The following is a 16,101-nucleotide window of genomic DNA, read 5'->3' as shown; positions in this document are numbered from 1 at the left end:
ACTTTATGTATTATTATTTTTTTATTTGTTGGTAGTGTTTTCAGTCATTTTGTTCAACCATTCGGGCACCGGGGTTTCGGCCAAAGGCACTCGGGCGTTCGGTGCGGAATTTAGCCCTCTTACGTTGCCATGTGGGACATCCCTATGGCATTCCCAACAAAGTTTGCCTTCGTTGTCGTGAGCCATAGAGGCCGTAACTTTGGCGGTTCCTACAATGCTGTTTAAATCGTTATGACAGCGGATGCAATTTTCTTGAACGACGGTTTCGCCGGGTTTTCTTATTTTGATAACCTGAGGCTCCAAGCGGAGGGAGTACATACTGGCGTGGCGCATTCCGTCCATGGCTTTGAAATAGTATTTTCTAAAGACATTGTCGTGTGGAACGTGGCAGTCGTTGCAATTGGTCACCCTACCATGAGACGAATGGAACCAAGTGGAATACTCCGGAGCCATGATGTGGCAATTGACACACGCTTTGGGATCATCCGAAAGATAAGAATGAGCCTTGGAAATATAAAACACGTAAGCAAATAACCCCAAAGCGACTCCTGAGAAAACAGGAAACAGCCATCTCGCTTTTGAACCTCTCGCTTTAGGTTTGTCTGCATGATTGCCTTTCTCCATCATAAGGGTTTGTTTTTTTAATTACCAATCAAAATTAGTTAGAATTATGAATTATGATGCTAATGAAGCACCTAATAATTATCATATTATCAAAAATAAGGCTCGTAAGTATTTGGTTTTCAGTGTAAATAGGGTGTTGTGTTGATATATATCATGTTTTTTGAGGTGAAAAAGAATGAATATGATAACTAATTTTGTTTGTCAATAATGCAATTGTGATGCTATGAAAACTTATTATTTGCCTTTACTAGGAGCTTGTTTATTTTCTTCGTCCTTGCTTTGGGCTCAGGAATCGGACGTTGCGGAAAATACGTTTGATATGTCTTTGCAGATTCGGCCTAGGACGGAATATCGCAATGGGGCCTATACGCCTTTGGAAACAGGCGAACAAAATGCTTTTTTGACGCATAACAGAACGAGATTGGGAATGAACTATGCGCATAAGGATATGCTTAAAGTTCGGCTTTCGGTGCAAAACGTGAATGTTTGGGGGCAGGCGAATCAGGTTCAGGTGGTGGATCCTAGTGGCGGGCTTTCGGTTTATGAAGCGTATGCGGATTTGAAACTTTCCGAGGGATTGCGAACCAAAGTGGGGCGTCAGGTGATTTCTTTGGATGACGAACGGATTTTCGGGGCGTTGGATTGGCATCCTGCGGGGCGTAGTCATGATGCTCTTGGTTTGGAATGGAAGCAGGATAAATCTCTTGTGAATGTTTACGCGGCTTTTAATCAGAATTATAAAACGACTCAGGGACCGTCGAATGTCAATAATCCGTCGGGGCAGTTTTTTTCACCTTCGGATGCGCAGCCTTATCAGCATATGCAGATGATTCACTTTAAGTATGCTGTGGCTCGGGAGTCTTATGTTTCGGTTTTGGTTAATAATTTAGGATTTAGGAACGATGCGCTTCAGCCTGAGGCTAAAACACAGAACCTGCAAACGTTCGGAGTTAACTATTTTGGGAAGCAGGGCTTGTGGAATGGGCATTTGTCTGCGTACTACCAGACGGGTAAAAATGCGTCGGGAGTAGATAAGTCGGCTTATTTGGTTTCGGGATCTTTGGGGTATAAGATTGTCTCTCCCGTTAACTTGACTTTCGGGGTGGATTATCTTTCCGGGGATCGGACGAATGCTTCGGGAGGAGTGTCGAGGGTGTTTGATCCGCTTTATGGTACGCATCATAAGTTTTATGGGTTTATGGATTATTTCTATGTTGGAAACGCTCATAAAAACGTGGGGCTTTTGGATACCCACCTAAAGCTTTCGGCCAAGGTTAATTCTTCTTTGGATTTGGGGGCTCATGCTCATGTGTTCAATGCGGGAGCAGGGGTTTATGACGGCGATAGAAAAAGATCGTCTTATTTGGGGAACGAGTGGGATTTTACCTTTGGGTATAAAATAGGGCCTTACGCTCAGTTGGTAGGCGGTTACTCGTTCTTTTTGACGACCGATACGCTTCGGGCGTTGAAGAATAAAACTACGGCGGGAACTTATCAGGATTGGGCTTGGCTAAGTTTGAATGTTAATCCTCAGATTTTTAAGGCTAAATTTTAGTTTTTTGTTTAAACCGCCCTCCGAGGGCGGTTTATTTTGCATTTTGTCGCCCAAAAAATGCAACAAATCGGTAGAAATTAGTGTACAAGCTCTTCTAAAAGGGCTATTATATCATCTTTTTCTTTTATTCTAGCCTCGTAAGACTCTATCAACTTTTGGATAGTTTCTTTATTTTCTATATGTAAATTTTGAACATATCCATTACCATAAGAGCCTTCATAGTTATTTTGAGTTTGAATACTCAATCTGTTTTCGTTGAAGAACTCTGTAATATCTGTTTCTAATATCTCTGCTATTTTGGATAATCTTTCTACAGTTACCTTAGTATTTTCATTTTCTAATCTCGCATAAGACGCTTGACTTATGTTGAGTTCTTGTGCTACATACTCCTGAGAAAACCCTTTTCTCTCTCTCAATCTTCTTATATTAACTCCTATTTTATTCATATTATGCATTTTTATATCCAAAAAGCGTATACAAATATACAATTTTAAAAATTTCAGCAAAATAAATTTTTTGACCTTTGTGGAAAATAAATTCTAAAATAATATTAACTTAAAATTTAAACTATGAAAAAATTTTTATTATTCATTCTTGTTTGTTCTGTAAGTATGTGTTTGTTTTCGTGCAATAGAGATGACGATAAAGAAACTAAAACAGAAACAAAAGCCTTGATTACGGTTAAGAAAAGCGGAGTATTACAAGCCACTACAACGGTTTATATGTTTAAAACAGGCAAAGGACCAAATTCTAGTTTTTTCACACCATTTCACGCAGATAAACAAGTAGTAACTGACAAAGGAGGTACTGCAACCTTTGAGCTACTTGATTCATTTGATTTGAATATCATTGACACTCAAACCACTTTTTATTTCGCTGTTTTTGATGGTAATGAAAAATTGCTTGGTAAAACAGCTATAACTCTTAAAAAGGGAGAAACTAAATCTTCGGAGATTTTGTACTAATTTTAAATTTACTTTCTGATAAAACGAAAAATGTTAGACTATAAAAACAGTCTAACATTTTTCATATTGCAGAGAGACATTTTTATTTTATTCCTCCTCAGGAACAAAATCTAAACTTATAGAATTCATACAATAGCGTATGCCCGTAGGTGGAGGTCCATCATTAAACACATGCCCCAAATGAGCTTCGCATCTTTTGCATAAAACTTCGGTACGCTCCATACCGTGAGAAGAATCTATCTTGTAGATAACACCTTCTTTATTCACTTCAAAAAAACTTGGCCAACCACAAGAGGAAGCAAACTTATAATCAGATTTAAACAAATGGTTGCCACAAGCTGCGCAATAGTAATTTCCTTTTTTATCAAAGTCGTTGTATATGCCGGTGAAAGGTCTTTCCGTTTCGGCTTCTCTAGCAATAGAATAAAGCTCTGGTGGAAGGACCTTATGCCATTCTTCATTGGACAACTTTACTGGAGTAGAATCTGTACGAGAGTAATAAGGATTCTTTTCTGTAGATTGAGGCTTTTCCATATTAGAGTTTTTGGGTAAACATTGTAGTAAAGAAAAAATCCCTACTAATGAGATAATTATTGATTTCATCATCACAAAAGTAGAGATTTTTTAATGATATATTCTGTTTTTACAAACCAAATTTTTGCATGAGGTAAGTATTGACTTCTTTCATTTCCTCGTCAGTTAATAGCTTATCAAAAACAATAACTTCTGCTATTTCTCCACGCCAAGAGCGATTGGTTTGCCCCCTGTCTTTAGAGATATAACGCACTCGTGCAACGGTGTTGTCATTAGCTACACGGAGAGCATAAACGGCTAGGTTATCAGTTGTAAAATTAGTTATAAAATAGTTTTTATCCACGCCGTTAATCATCGTTTTACCACTTTGTAAAACATCAAATCTTTTGTTATCTGACATATATCTTGCACTAAAGATACTACCAAATCTACCATTACTATGAAAGTCAGCATAATTATTATCTCCTAATAAGAAATTAAAGTTATTATTAGCATTAGGATTTACTTTAGAAACCACAAAGAAGGTTTTACCTTCATAAGTTTTACCCAAGTCTATATAGCTATCACCAGATTTAAAGCTTAATACTTTTTTACCATTATAAAGGCTAGGATTTTGCTCTAAAGTTATGTTATTAGAAGCGTTAACTAAACTATAAGATTCGTTAGTAACTCTATCAACTACGGTTTGGTTTTGCTCGTTTGTTTTTCCAGCATCTACCCAAACTAAAGTATTACCTATCAAATTTTTCATGATATTCGGAGCATCACACGCACAGTAAGGATACACCGTGAAAAAATTAGGGAAGGTTTGGCTGTAAGTTTTACCATCACTATCGGTCAGAGTTAGTTTTACACCAAATTTTCCGTATTTATTATACACTACAGAAGGTTTATCAGTATCTGCATTGTTTACTTGTGTAGCTCCAGGAAACTCCCATTGCTTCTTCACAATATTCTTGCCATAATAGAGTGAAATATTAGTAGGTTGAAATACAAAGTCTTTAATAATGGTTGTTTTCTTAGGAGCTTCAATGTTGATTTTAACTACATTCATTTTAGCCAAAACCTCATCAGGAAGTCTTCTCGTCCAAATCCCACTTCCGCTAGTAGCCATGAAAAATTCGCCTGTACGGTATTGTATTTTAGGCTCTAGAATATTGAGATTAAATGGTAAATCTTCGCTGTATTCTTTCCAAGCCCCATCAATATAATAATACACTTTGGATTGGTTATTTCCAAAAATGAAAATCACATCAGTCCCTCTCACATTAAGGATATGCCTGTAGTTTCGGCTAGTGTTTGGATTACTAATATTTTGAAAGGTATTTCCACCATCTCTACTGATTTTTAAAATATCGTTTCCTGTAGTATAGCTTCTTAATACATAAATGGTTTTAGGGTCACTATCCGAAACCGCTAAATTCATATTATTAACGAAAGGCGTTGTTTTTTCTTCCCAATTTTTCCCTCCATCTGTGGAAGCATATAGGGTGTTATTTACAATTAGATACTGATACAAAGGGTTAGAGAAAGATACCGTATATTGTTGTGGAGCTGCGGTAGGCACGGTAGTCATCTCCTTCAATAAGTAAACTTTGTTATCCTTATAATTATAAACTTGTAGATTAAATTTACCTAAAGCTTTTTCTTCATTGGTCTGCGTAAAATAGTACATATTTCCGTTATGATCCCTTTGGGTGTAATAAGGTATCCCTCTTCCTGCATAGGGTTCTAGAGGAATAGGGTTTAATTTATATGCAGGAGTATAAGTAGTGTTAATGTCAGGAGAAACAATAACACCTTGAAAATCTGAGAATACAAAATGTCTTTCATCACTACCTGGAAGAATATAGCCTGTAGAACTCTCACCACCACCTAAATGTTTAAAAATACCTGTGCCATAGGTAGAAACATGGTAGCTGTCCCCATTATGATACATACCTCCACCCATATTAGTATTATATTCACCAAGGTCAAAGCCCCAATAATCACCTCCAAGTCCGAAAGTTCTTACTTCATTTACTATATCAAAAAAATCAGTAGAGTAGTTAATACCTCCATCAGTAGTGAGCCACGTATCCACGCTACCGTCGGCATTAGTCTGCTGATAGAATGTCTGCATATCCACATGGATTTGCTTGGGACCACGATAACCTCCAAAATATTGAAAAGTTTGCCCACCGTCTCTTGAAATATAGGCGTTAAGACCACCCACTATGAAAGTGTTGGCATCAGTAGGTGAAGCAATGATGGCACAATTATAAAACCCTTGTGTATAGCTTCCCGTTGGCTGAAAGGGAAAAGTAGCTATATTGATATTAGTTGAACTATTATATCCGTTAGCTCCCGCTCCAGGACCGTTAGGGTTGGGAAGTAGCCATGTTTCTCCGGCATCATCGCTTCTATACACTCCCCAATGCCCATTATCTCTTGAGGTTTCGTTGGCAATAATATAAGCATAAACCACTTTATCATTAGCCGGTGTTACAGTAAGCCTCGCTCCCCAAGAGCGTTCCATACTTGTCGCAGGCTCATGCCAACCTTTACCATTAACGCCTTTTCTTTCCCAAGTTTCGCCACCGTCTACAGACTTATAGAAATACATGAACTTGGTGTTTTCATCATAAGCCACCGCATAAAACTCATTGTTATGATTAGGACGTTGGACAATGTCTGTAACACAAAGAGAAAGTTTAACTTCATATTGATAGCTTACAGACGAACCACTTTCAACTTGTCTTAGTTTAACAATACCTCGGTTAGTTGCCATTAAGACATTGTCGTTCATTGCACTACCATCAGTAGAAACACTTATGATAGTGGTAATATTATTACCCACTTTAGCATATTCTTTTAAATTATTAAAATCAGAGAGAAGTTTCCAAGTAATGCCACCATCTCTAGAAACATAGAGACCCGTCCCTGCTCCAGCATAAATTATATTTTCATCTGAAGCCGAAAAACTTAGTGCGGCAATATTTTTAATATCATAATCTTTTGTTGCTAAATGCCACATCTTGCCTTTATCGTGTGAGATATAAATGGTTCCATTCTCCACCGCACACACGGTATGATTAGGGTTAGTAGGCGATTGGGCAAAGGCTCTCACATTAGCTTGGCTAGTAACATTATTCTGCCCCGTATTAGAAAGCATCTGAACGGGACCATAATAATGCCACCCTGAAAAAGTGGCGTGATAAGGTATTTCAGAACTGTCATAAATATTAGATGAGGTACTGCTAGTTGCTACACCTAAACTCCTTAAAACTCTTCTTAGTAAAGGTGCTTTAGGTTTTTGGGAAAAAGTTTGGTTAAGCTCTTGTGTGGAAGGATAGTCTATATACCCCTTCCCATTTATATAAGGTTGTATCTCTCTACGCCACTCAAGGTATTCTTTTTCATATTCACTACGAAATTCTTTTTTGATAGGACTATTCTCTTGTCTAGCGTTAGATAACCAAGGTGATTTTTGTACTTTATTTGGATTGGAAGCTTTCATTTTTTTGATTTCTTCCAAGGTCTCAGCATCAAAATCTAAAGAGGTATTTGCTCTATAAATATCATATAAGGAATCTACGACGAACACATTAGGTTTGTTTTTCTGCATTTCTTTATAGAATGCAGGAGTTTTATCATTTTGTGCTTTTAAGATTCCTACCAAACATAGAAAGATAGAAAATAAATATCTGAACATATTTCTTTATCTTTTATTTGTATTGAATTAATAGACTTACGGGAGTATCATTACCACCCACATCATAAGTGAAGTTGAAATTGCAGCAATCATTATAAGTGGCTATAATTTCTGTAGTGTAGTTACCTGCTGGAAGCTCTTTTATGGTTAATAGCTGCATATTGCCATAGTAGTCTGTAATACCATCAGATAAAAATGTGTTAGATGCTCTGTCTATAATTTCTGTTGTATTAGTTGATGTGTTGGTAAGTTTTAGCTTAAATAGCGGAGCAAAAGCTGAACTTCTTCCTTTGAAGTTTATAGTTCCGTTAAACTGCACTTGCCTACTTTCATTTAGAGAAAATTGTATAGTAGTGTCAGGTATAGTAGTCTCTACAGAGCCTTGGGTTACAGAAATACTACTAGAACTTCTGGTATCCTTAAAATGGGCATAATTTTGAGCAGTAGGATTTCCCTGACTGATAGACACCCAAGAAGCTCCATTCCAAAAAAAGAATGCGTTTTCTTGAGTATTAAATATCAGTTGTCCTTTCTCATTTCCAGAAGTTGGATTTTGGGACACTCTAGGTACTAGAATACCAGCGGAAGAGTCTGGCGCATCAGGATTTTTAGTTACAATATCTAAGGTAGCTTTAGGATTTTCAGTGTTAATTCCTACCTGAGAAAACGCAACTGTAGATGTTGAAATTAAGAATAAAGAAAATACATATTTTTTCATAGATTGTTTTTTAAAAAAGGGGTGCAAATTTAAGTATTTTGCTTCTGCCGTAGTAAGAGCGCTGTAGAGAACTATAAAATATGAAGCTATCCGTTGTCTGGATAGCTTCATATAGAAAGAGGAGAAAGATAGCTCTACTTAACTATAAACTTCCCACGTTGTACGTAGCTGTAAGTAGAATATTGGAAGAGGTAAACTCCCTTTTGTAATCCTTGCGTTGGAACCGTGATTTCCTTGGAAGCGTTGGCATCTATTTCCACCGTTTTAACCAAAGCACCGTTGGCACTGTAAATCTTGAATTGGGCTTTCTCTCTCGGTTCGCCCAATTTAACGCGAAGCGCCTCACCTTGGTTCAATAAGGTAGGATACACTGTGATTTTCTTAGGGTTGCTTGCTTCTTGCGTTTCGTTAGTCCCAAGAACTCCATTGTTTACCACAATCATTTTTTCGATGGTTTTGCTGTGTGTGCCTTCAGGAGTGGTTACTTTTAGGGTAACATCATACTCGCCGTTATATTTGAAAATCACTTTAGGGTTTCTGGCATTTTTATCACTCACATAATGAGGTTGAGGATTAAATGACCATTCCCAAGTAGCTCCATTTTGGTTCACAATGGAATAAGATTCAAATTCTACAGTCATATTGGCATTAGGCAATCTTGCTTCACTGATGTTGGTGGCTAATGGTTGCGCAATAGGTTTAAATTTATCCCTGTATAGAGGGATTTCCCATATCCCATGATTAGTAGCTGCTCTTAGTTTTCCTTCTTTAAAGAAAGGTACTAAGCGGGTAAGCCTTGCTGCAGGAGGTAAACCATTGGAATAATCAATCCATTCCGTCATAGTGTCATCTTTATAGTAAACATAAGAGCCATTTTCGGTACCTAAATAGACTCCATTGTGTTCATCACCTGCCAATACTATCCATCGGAAGGCTATATTTTTCATTGTAGAATTGTTTTCTAAAACATTCTGCCAAGTTTTTCCTCCGTCTGTGCTGCATATTACTCCACCGGACTTGAAAGGTTGAGTTAGCCATATTTTATTCTCATCTTTAGGATCTACGGCAATGATAGGAATAGGGCCACCCCATTCATCTGGAATTTTAAGTTCTTCCCAAGTTTTTCCGTTATTAACCGATTTGTAGATAAAATACCACCCACAAGCGTAAATCACATTAGGGTTGGAACGGGCAAATTCTACATTAGAAATTTGATCTTTGGCATCAAATAATAAGTTGAAAGTCTGCCCTTCGTCAGGGGTTTCCCAAATTTGCATAGTAGGACCACCTGATCTTTCTTTTGGGTGATACAAAATTCTTTGAGCATAACGAGGATCCGTTCCGAAGAAACCATTAGATTTTAGCGTTTCGTAAGGCTGTTTGTTAAAAACAGAAATAAAAGGAGGACTGGTTACATTACCATCAATCCTATCAGGCATAATGAACATTCCGGCATCAGAAAAATACACTTTTTTAGGGTTGCTTAGCATGACATAGCCCGTAGCTTGTTCTACGCCGCCTACATAGACGGCTTTGCCTTCCCCATAGCTTTTCATCATTACTGCATCGCCGTTGTGCCATCTTCCGCCCGCCATCACATCTTCGTTCCAGCCTTGTCCAAACCCATAATAATCGCTGGCATAGATGCCTTTAACACGGTTTTCTCCTGTGATTTTTCCATTCTCATTCTTGAAGAAATTAGGAGAATATTTAATACCTCCATCGTTGGCAATCCAAACTTCGTCGCCTGCGATAGCGATGTCCTGCATATCGGGGTGTATAGAAAAGTTTCCATTGCAGTAACCTCCTATGGTATTATCCCAATAACCGCCAGAACCTCCTTCTAATGAACGGTAGGCACTACAAAGTCCAAAAATCACGTGTTCAGGGTTATTTCCCGAAACGCCTATCATCATATCATAATACCCCTGTCCGCCGTTTTTGCCGTCGATTGCATAGCAAAAGGTGTTTTGGCGTTCATTTACATTACTGGTTATAGTGGTTTTGTCGGTCCAATTGAGTCCGCTGTCTTTACTCTGTAGAATATGAGGTTGCCCGTAAGCATAGCCCGATTTTTCCACATTCACCAAGGCATAGAGGTAGCTTTCCCCGTTTGGGGCATCGCTTACAGCCAAACGACCTATTCTGGCGGAAGGTATTACGGTTATTTCTTTCTTAAAGGTTTTTCCACCATCGTAGGAGATGTGGAGGGTGGAATACCAACTGAAATTTTTTCGTCCGAGTAGATAGACTACTTTAGAGTCTTTAGGTTTTAGTTCGTGGTCGTAGAAGATACCATTTATTACTTTACGGAAAGTAGAACCTCCGTTTTCCGAAATGTAAAAACCATCTTTTTGTCTGTTGATGTTACTTCCTCCAAATTTATGTTGTTCTCCTGTAGCAACAGTAATTATTTTGCTGTCATCGCTTACTCTTATGCTATTTACGGTAGTGGTAATTTCTGTTATTCGGCTAAAAGTATTACCGCCATCTTTACTTACAAATAGTCCTGAGGTAGAGCCTACCCATACCGTATTAGCGTTGTTGGGATCTATTCTGATAGCGGTTATATTCTCACCAAAGTTGTAATCGGGGGCACAGGCCGTCCAATTTTGCCCCTTATCTGTGGTTTTGAATACCGCTCCGGTTTCTGCTCCCGAGTATAATATGTTAGCGTCTTTTTTAAAGACATCTATCCTAAATACATTGGCGTGAGAGTCATAAGATTCTACATAATAATTCCCGTTTGGATCGGGGTTTGGTGTGTTTCTGGAGGTTGTAAACGGTCCTATATTACGCCATTTTTTTGTATTTGCAGAAGTAGAATTAGCTCCCAATAGGGCTAAACCTTGCTGGTTTTTAGCCATTAGCTGGTTGCTTCTTTGGTTTTGCTGGTCTAATCGGGCAAAATAATCTTTTTTGGTAGGAAGCACAATTTCTCCATTGCCATTTACAAAAGGTCTGTATGCTTTTTGCCATCTTCGGTAGAAGTTTACGGCTGGTTTTTTCTCTGGGGTTTTTCTTCTGGCATCGGGGTCGCTCTCTAACCACTCGCCAAACTTTTTCTCCATCTCAAAGAAGTTTACACCCCTTGGGTTGTCCACAATAAGTTTTAACCATGCAGGATCTTCCTTACTTACCAAAAAATATTCTGGTGTGTAAGGGTCGTAGAGCTCTGGTTGAGCTTGTTGGGACTTGAAAAGCATAGCGGTGCAAAGGCCTGCTATTAGAAAATAGTTTTTATAATGCATTTTCATGATTTTTTGCAAATTTAAGGAATTTGATGCGGTTTTTCTGTTTTTAAAAGGTGTTGATAATTAGTTGGATAGGTTTTTAAAAATGGATATTATTTGTGTAATTGTTTGGTAATTAGTATTTTGGTTTGTTTTTGATTGATGCTCTTTTGTTGATAAATATCATGTTGTTTTTTTGGATGAAAGGGGGAAATAGGCACTTTAAATTTGGTTTTTTGTTTTTAATGTAGTTTTTTTTGATGTTAAGGTTATTGAGAAGACGTTGAAAGTAACAAGCAAATCTGAATATTCTCATGAGGTTTAATTTGGCTGATTTGGGAAGGGATATTATTTTTGATGTTCTTATTTTTTAGCTATGAACAGAATTCTATTTTTTGTAGTATTTTTCTTTTGTTTTATAGGGTTTCGAGCGGGTACGGGGATTTATCAGACTTATGTTTTTTTGGAATCCGGTAGTGGGGTTCAGACCTATGATGCCATGGCATCCACTTCTAATCCGGATTTTAATGAAGTTTATTTAGGTGAGTTTTCATCTGCGAGTGTTTTAAAGCTCAAAGGAGGAGAAGTAAAGACTTGGAAGGATGGATCTGGGGATGTTTTTGGAGCGAATCTTTACTACCGTACTTATAGGAAGGGAGAAGAAGCTTCGGGGTTTCAAAGTATTACTTTGCAATGGAATAGTAATAATGTGGATGGGAATCCCAATAATCAATTATGGAAAAATGATCAGGTTTCGGTTAGTCTTTTGGATGGGCTTTCTGTGGGGGATTATGTTATAGATATTTATTTTGATGCGGATTCTAATGAAGGTTTGAAAAAGGACGATCGTTCTGGGCTTTATTATAGGGCAACTTTTAAAGTGACGGATAGGTTGGTGCTGAATGGAAGGGTGACTGTTTCTCCAAATTATCCTTCAAGGAATGAGCCTATAACGATTACGCTGGATGCTTCGGGTACATCGCTGTCGGGTCTGGATGCGGTTTATTTCCATTCTGGCGTTGGTGTGGACTATCCGGAAAGTAAGGGTTTTTCCAATGTAGTGGGAAACTGGGGGGAGGAGGATGGCGTTGGAAAAATGGAAAAAATAGGAGGCGATCAGTGGGAGATTGTGATTTCTAATACAGATGGCTATTATGGGCTATCGAGTAATGATGATGTTTTTGCTATAAATTTTCTTTTCAGGAGTAGTGATGGCGTTCTGCGAGAGGATCAAAATGGAAACAATTACCATGTGAATGTTAATCCGGGGTTTTATTTCCTGTTGGAATCTCCTAGTGTGGATCCGTATGTTGCTCCTATGGAGGAAACCCTTTCTGTTCGTGCGGTATCGAATGAGCGTGTAAATTGGACTCTTTTTGAGCTGGATACGCTGGGGAATCAACACGAAATAGTCCATTCTTCAGAGATTTCGGAAGTTTATCAGTATGCCTATAGTATTTCCGGTTTGGCTATGCGTTACTTTAAACTAAGTGCATCTTACAATGGAGAGGAAAAGTATAAAATGTTTAAAGTAAAACCTTACGGGGCTTCTGTAATTCAGGCCATGCCAAAGGGTGCGAAAAATGGGGCTAACTATAATTTTCCAAATGAAGGTCAGGTGACGTTGGTTCTCCATACGCCTACTACAACGTCCTATGATTTTACGGGATGTGGAGGAGGTTTTTACTCTTCCACTACGGAAGAAAAAAAAGTGGTATTTGTGTTGGGGGACTTTAACGATTGGCAAATAAGGGACGAATATCAGATGAAAAGGGATGGCGATTATTGGTGGATTACGCTTGAACCTACACGGGATTTTAGTCTGCCCATTCGGGATGAATATGTTTATCAGTATTTTATTGATGGATCGGTTCGTATTGGAGATCCTTATGGGCGTAGGGTGTCGGATCCGGATGATAGGTATATCGATTCATCAGTTTATCCTAATCTTATAGCCTATCCTTTGGGTAAGACGCAAGGTCGTGCCACGGTTTTGGATTTAAAACAAGAGGTTTACGAATGGGCGATTCCTGAATTCAAAAGGACAATATCAGGGAATAATCTCAATGTTTATGAGTTGCATTTTAGGGATTTTACGCCGGAAGGAACCTATAGGGCCGCTACCGAGAAATTGGATTATCTTAAAGCGATGGGGATCAATACTATTCATGTGATGCCGGTTTCGGAGTTTGAGGGAAATGATAGCTGGGGATATAATCCTAATTATTATTTTGCTTTGGACAAGGCGTACGGCACGGCTAATGATTTGAAGAAATTTATCGATGAGGCGCACAAGAGAGGGATAGCGGTGGTGAATGATATGGTTCTTAATCATGCGTTTTATTCTAATCCGCATGCGATGATGTATTGGGATGCGGTCAATAATCGACCGGCGATAGATAATCCATGGTTTAACTCGGAACATAAGGCGGTGTATGATGGAGCGGGGCATTGGGGGGCTGATTTTAATCATGCGAGCAATCATACCAAGGCATTGGTTGATGATATACTGGATTATTGGATTAGGGAGTTTAAATTTGATGGGTTTCGTTTTGATTTTACGAAAGGGTTTACTCAATCCCCGCCAGATCCGATGGATCCTTGGGCGAGTTCGTACGATGCGTGCCGAGTGAATATTCTTAAGAGGATGGTGGATGAAATGTGGGCCAAACATCCTGGAACCTATGCTATTTTTGAGCATTTGGCACAGGATGAGGAAGATAAGGTGTTGGGAGATTACGGTATTTTGATGTGGTCGGGTGCGGGGCCTCAGGACGATTGGGTGCATATGGCGGAAGGAAGTTTGCCGCGGAGTTTTAATTCCAGTTATTTTTCGTATAGGGGCTTTACTTATGCCAATTACATGAGTTATATGGAGAGCCATGATGAGGAACGCATTGGTTATAAGGTGAAGAACTATGGGGTTAATAACGATGGAACGCTGCGGTATTTTTCCAATCGGCTTAAGCTTGTGGCTGCGTTTAATCTATTTTTGCCTGGGCCGAGGATGGTGTGGCAGTTTGGGGAATTGGGCTATGATATTTCCATAAATGAAAACGGAAGAACGGGAAAAAAAGCATCAGCTTGGGAGTTGGGTTATGATAACAGTCCGGAAAGGATGGAGTTATATCGACTCTATTCAACGGTATTTAAGTTTAGAAACCGTTATCGGTTGTATGATGCCTTTGATTTTAGGAATAATTCGGTGCCTTACGACTGGCATAGGACGATGTCGTTGTATGATGCAGAGAGTAAAGTTCATGTCATTGCTGTAGGAAATTTTGATGTGAATTCTTCTCATAGTGTTTATCCGGGATATTCTTCGACGGGGATGTGGTATAAATATAATGGGAATCCGGAGGTGGATGGTTCTCCATATATTGTGGCAGATAGGTCGGACGGGTATCATTTATACACTCATGATCCGGTGTATATTCTTTCTAATGCGGATATTGTTCCTCCTGTTTTTAATATTGAAGACAAGACTATTGAGACGGATTATTGTCAATACCGTATTTCCGATGGGTCTTATGATGTTTTGGTTGGGAAATGGGATAAGGGAAGAGCGGATTTAGGATCTGTTGCGGACAATAGTGGAGTAGTTTTTCTGAAAGTTGTGGAGCTCAATGGGGCGAAGGTTGATTTGAAGACGCTGGAAGGCTGGCAACCTAATAATGGAGACAATACGGTTGTATGGGAGGCTTCGGATAGCTTTGGAAATCAGACGAGACAGGAGCAACGATTTACACTTTACAGAGGAGATTGTCATAAACCTGGCTCGGTTGGGGAAGCAAAGAATAGCGATGTCCTTATTTCCTCTTTAACGAGAAAAGATGGTTTGATGCGTAAAAAGAATGGTATCTTGGTTTTGGAGTCGAAAGAAAAAGGAGTTTATATTGGGAAGGTTCCTTTTGGGGAAGCTATCAAGGACTATATTAAAGAGCCTGTTGAAGGGATGTTGATTTATGATGAAAATGAGAAATGCATTAAGATGTATGATGGGATGCAATGGGGGTGCATCCGTCAAAAGGCTATACCGGTAAATTTTTAATAAGAAAAGCGATGAATCGATTTTGGATAGTACTAGGAATATTATTTGTTGATTTTTTTTCTGCTCAGGTTGCGTTTGGAGGGAAACTTGAGGTGGAAGGTTCGGCTGTTGTAGATTTTCCTGAAGACACAGGCAAGGGAGTTATTTTGCCTTGGTTGGTAAAGTTGGACGTGGTGGAGCATTCAGCGGGGACTTTGGGGTATAGTTTAGAGCACAAGAAAGTGTTGTGGTACAATGGTGAGTCTTGGGAGGATCTTTCTCTGAGAGAAGGGACGGTTGGGGAGTTGGAGGAGGCTGAACTTTTAGAAAGTGAGCCGATGAACGGTGGCGACGTAATCATTGGAGAGCCTCTTAATGTGCCTCAAGCTGTTTTGGCTCTCAATGCTCCGGGGAAAGCATTGGTGCTGCCTAGAGAGTCTAAACCTTGGCTTTCGATTCGTGAGCCGGAGCCGGGGACAATGGTTTATGATAAGGCTCTTCGTTTGTGGTGTGTATTTAATGGTTTGGAGTGGACTTTTTGGGGGCTTTAGGGGGTGTTTTTTATGATTTTGTTGTGCCGTCTCTTTGGTGGGGCGGCCTATTTTTTTATTGTTATTTTTGCAGGCGGGAAAAACATTAGGCACATTCAACTCACAAAGGTAACTTTTTAGAGAGAGCAAATAAAAAAGGGAAGTCGAAACTTCCCTTGGGTTAAATGAAAATTTTTCTCACATTTGCTTTCGAGTAA

The 16,101-nt window shown here is 38.9% G+C and carries 10 protein-coding genes; 4 read left to right on the top strand and 6 right to left on the bottom strand.

From position 1 onward, the window contains the following. Window positions 1-21 precede the first annotated feature (21 nt). Window positions 22-624 (bottom strand): cytochrome c nitrite reductase small subunit, encoded by a 603-nt coding sequence (gene nrfH / locus VQ048_RS10305; protein ID WP_327611631.1) that lies wholly within the window; start codon window positions 622-624, stop codon window positions 22-24. 223 nt (window positions 625-847) lie between these two features. Here nrfH and VQ048_RS10300 point away from each other — a divergent pair, with 223 nt between their 5' ends. Continuing rightward, window positions 848-2,179 carry an alginate export family protein gene (locus VQ048_RS10300; protein WP_327611605.1) on the top strand — a complete coding sequence of 444 codons (1,332 nt, stop codon included), beginning with the start codon at window positions 848-850 and terminating at the stop codon, window positions 2,177-2,179. A gap of 77 nt (window positions 2,180-2,256) precedes the next feature. On the opposite strand, the gene VQ048_RS10295 is transcribed toward VQ048_RS10300, so the two are convergent. Further along, window positions 2,257-2,625: a helix-turn-helix domain-containing protein gene (locus tag VQ048_RS10295; protein ID WP_327611604.1), complete on the bottom strand. Its 369-nt coding sequence runs from the start codon at window positions 2,623-2,625 to the stop codon at window positions 2,257-2,259. Window positions 2,626-2,748: 123 nt separating this feature from the next. Here VQ048_RS10295 and VQ048_RS10290 point away from each other — a divergent pair, with 123 nt between their 5' ends. After that, entirely contained in the window at window positions 2,749-3,144 is a 396-nt protein-coding gene (locus VQ048_RS10290; protein WP_327611602.1) for a hypothetical protein, read from the top strand. 87 nt (window positions 3,145-3,231) lie between these two features. Here VQ048_RS10290 and msrB read toward each other — a convergent pair whose 3' ends face one another. The 4 genes from msrB to paR1 form a co-directional block, all read right to left on the bottom strand. Further along, window positions 3,232-3,747: a peptide-methionine (R)-S-oxide reductase MsrB gene (gene msrB, locus VQ048_RS10285; protein WP_327611630.1), complete on the bottom strand. Its 516-nt coding sequence runs from the start codon at window positions 3,745-3,747 to the stop codon at window positions 3,232-3,234. 40 nt (window positions 3,748-3,787) lie between these two features. Then, the gene (locus VQ048_RS10280) at window positions 3,788-7,372 is read right to left on the bottom strand and encodes a VPS10 domain-containing protein (RefSeq protein ID WP_327611601.1); all 3,585 of its coding nucleotides are present in this window, start codon (window positions 7,370-7,372) and stop codon (window positions 3,788-3,790) included. A gap of 13 nt (window positions 7,373-7,385) precedes the next feature. Then, entirely contained in the window at window positions 7,386-8,090 is a 705-nt protein-coding gene (locus VQ048_RS10275; protein WP_327611600.1) for a phage tail-like protein, read from the bottom strand. A 134-nt stretch (window positions 8,091-8,224) separates the two neighbouring features. Then, entirely contained in the window at window positions 8,225-11,347 is a 3,123-nt protein-coding gene (paR1, locus tag VQ048_RS10270) for a T9SS-dependent surface protein PaR1 (RefSeq protein ID WP_442872819.1), read from the bottom strand. A 352-nt stretch (window positions 11,348-11,699) separates the two neighbouring features. Here paR1 and VQ048_RS10265 point away from each other — a divergent pair, with 352 nt between their 5' ends. Together VQ048_RS10265 and VQ048_RS10260 are read left to right on the top strand one after the other, a co-directional pair. Continuing rightward, on the top strand, window positions 11,700-15,374 hold the full coding sequence (locus VQ048_RS10265; protein WP_327611599.1) for an alpha-amylase family glycosyl hydrolase: 3,675 nt from the start codon (window positions 11,700-11,702) through the stop codon (window positions 15,372-15,374). An 11-nt stretch (window positions 15,375-15,385) separates the two neighbouring features. Then, the gene (locus tag VQ048_RS10260; RefSeq protein ID WP_327611598.1) at window positions 15,386-15,904 is read left to right on the top strand and encodes a hypothetical protein; all 519 of its coding nucleotides are present in this window, start codon (window positions 15,386-15,388) and stop codon (window positions 15,902-15,904) included. Window positions 15,905-16,101: the final 197 nt, after the last annotated feature.

Origin of the sequence: Bergeyella anatis, assembly GCF_036016955.1 — a bacterium.
In the GTDB taxonomy this organism is placed as follows: Bacteria; Bacteroidota; Bacteroidia; order Flavobacteriales; family Weeksellaceae; genus JAYWXI01.
Note: the sequence above shows the minus strand (reverse complement) of the source record. Positions and strands in the feature narration are given on the sequence as shown.

Bases quoted from the DNA above. Each gene is read 5' to 3' on its own strand.
- msrB (WP_327611630.1), bottom strand. From the start codon at position 3,747: ATGAAATCAATAATTATCTCATTAGTAGGGATTTTTTCTTTACTACAA.
- VQ048_RS10295 (WP_327611604.1), bottom strand. From the start codon at position 2,625: ATGAATAAAATAGGAGTTAATATAAGAAGATTGAGAGAGAGAAAAGGG.
- VQ048_RS10280 (WP_327611601.1), bottom strand. From the start codon at position 7,372: ATGTTCAGATATTTATTTTCTATCTTTCTATGTTTGGTAGGAATCTTA.
- VQ048_RS10290 (WP_327611602.1), top strand. From the start codon at position 2,749: ATGAAAAAATTTTTATTATTCATTCTTGTTTGTTCTGTAAGTATGTGT.
- VQ048_RS10275 (WP_327611600.1), bottom strand. From the start codon at position 8,090: ATGAAAAAATATGTATTTTCTTTATTCTTAATTTCAACATCTACAGTT.
- nrfH (WP_327611631.1), bottom strand. From the start codon at position 624: ATGGAGAAAGGCAATCATGCAGACAAACCTAAAGCGAGAGGTTCAAAA.
- VQ048_RS10265 (WP_327611599.1), top strand. From the start codon at position 11,700: ATGAACAGAATTCTATTTTTTGTAGTATTTTTCTTTTGTTTTATAGGG.
- paR1 (WP_442872819.1), bottom strand. From the start codon at position 11,347: ATGAAAATGCATTATAAAAACTATTTTCTAATAGCAGGCCTTTGCACC.
- VQ048_RS10300 (WP_327611605.1), top strand. From the start codon at position 848: ATGAAAACTTATTATTTGCCTTTACTAGGAGCTTGTTTATTTTCTTCG.
- VQ048_RS10260 (WP_327611598.1), top strand. From the start codon at position 15,386: ATGAATCGATTTTGGATAGTACTAGGAATATTATTTGTTGATTTTTTT.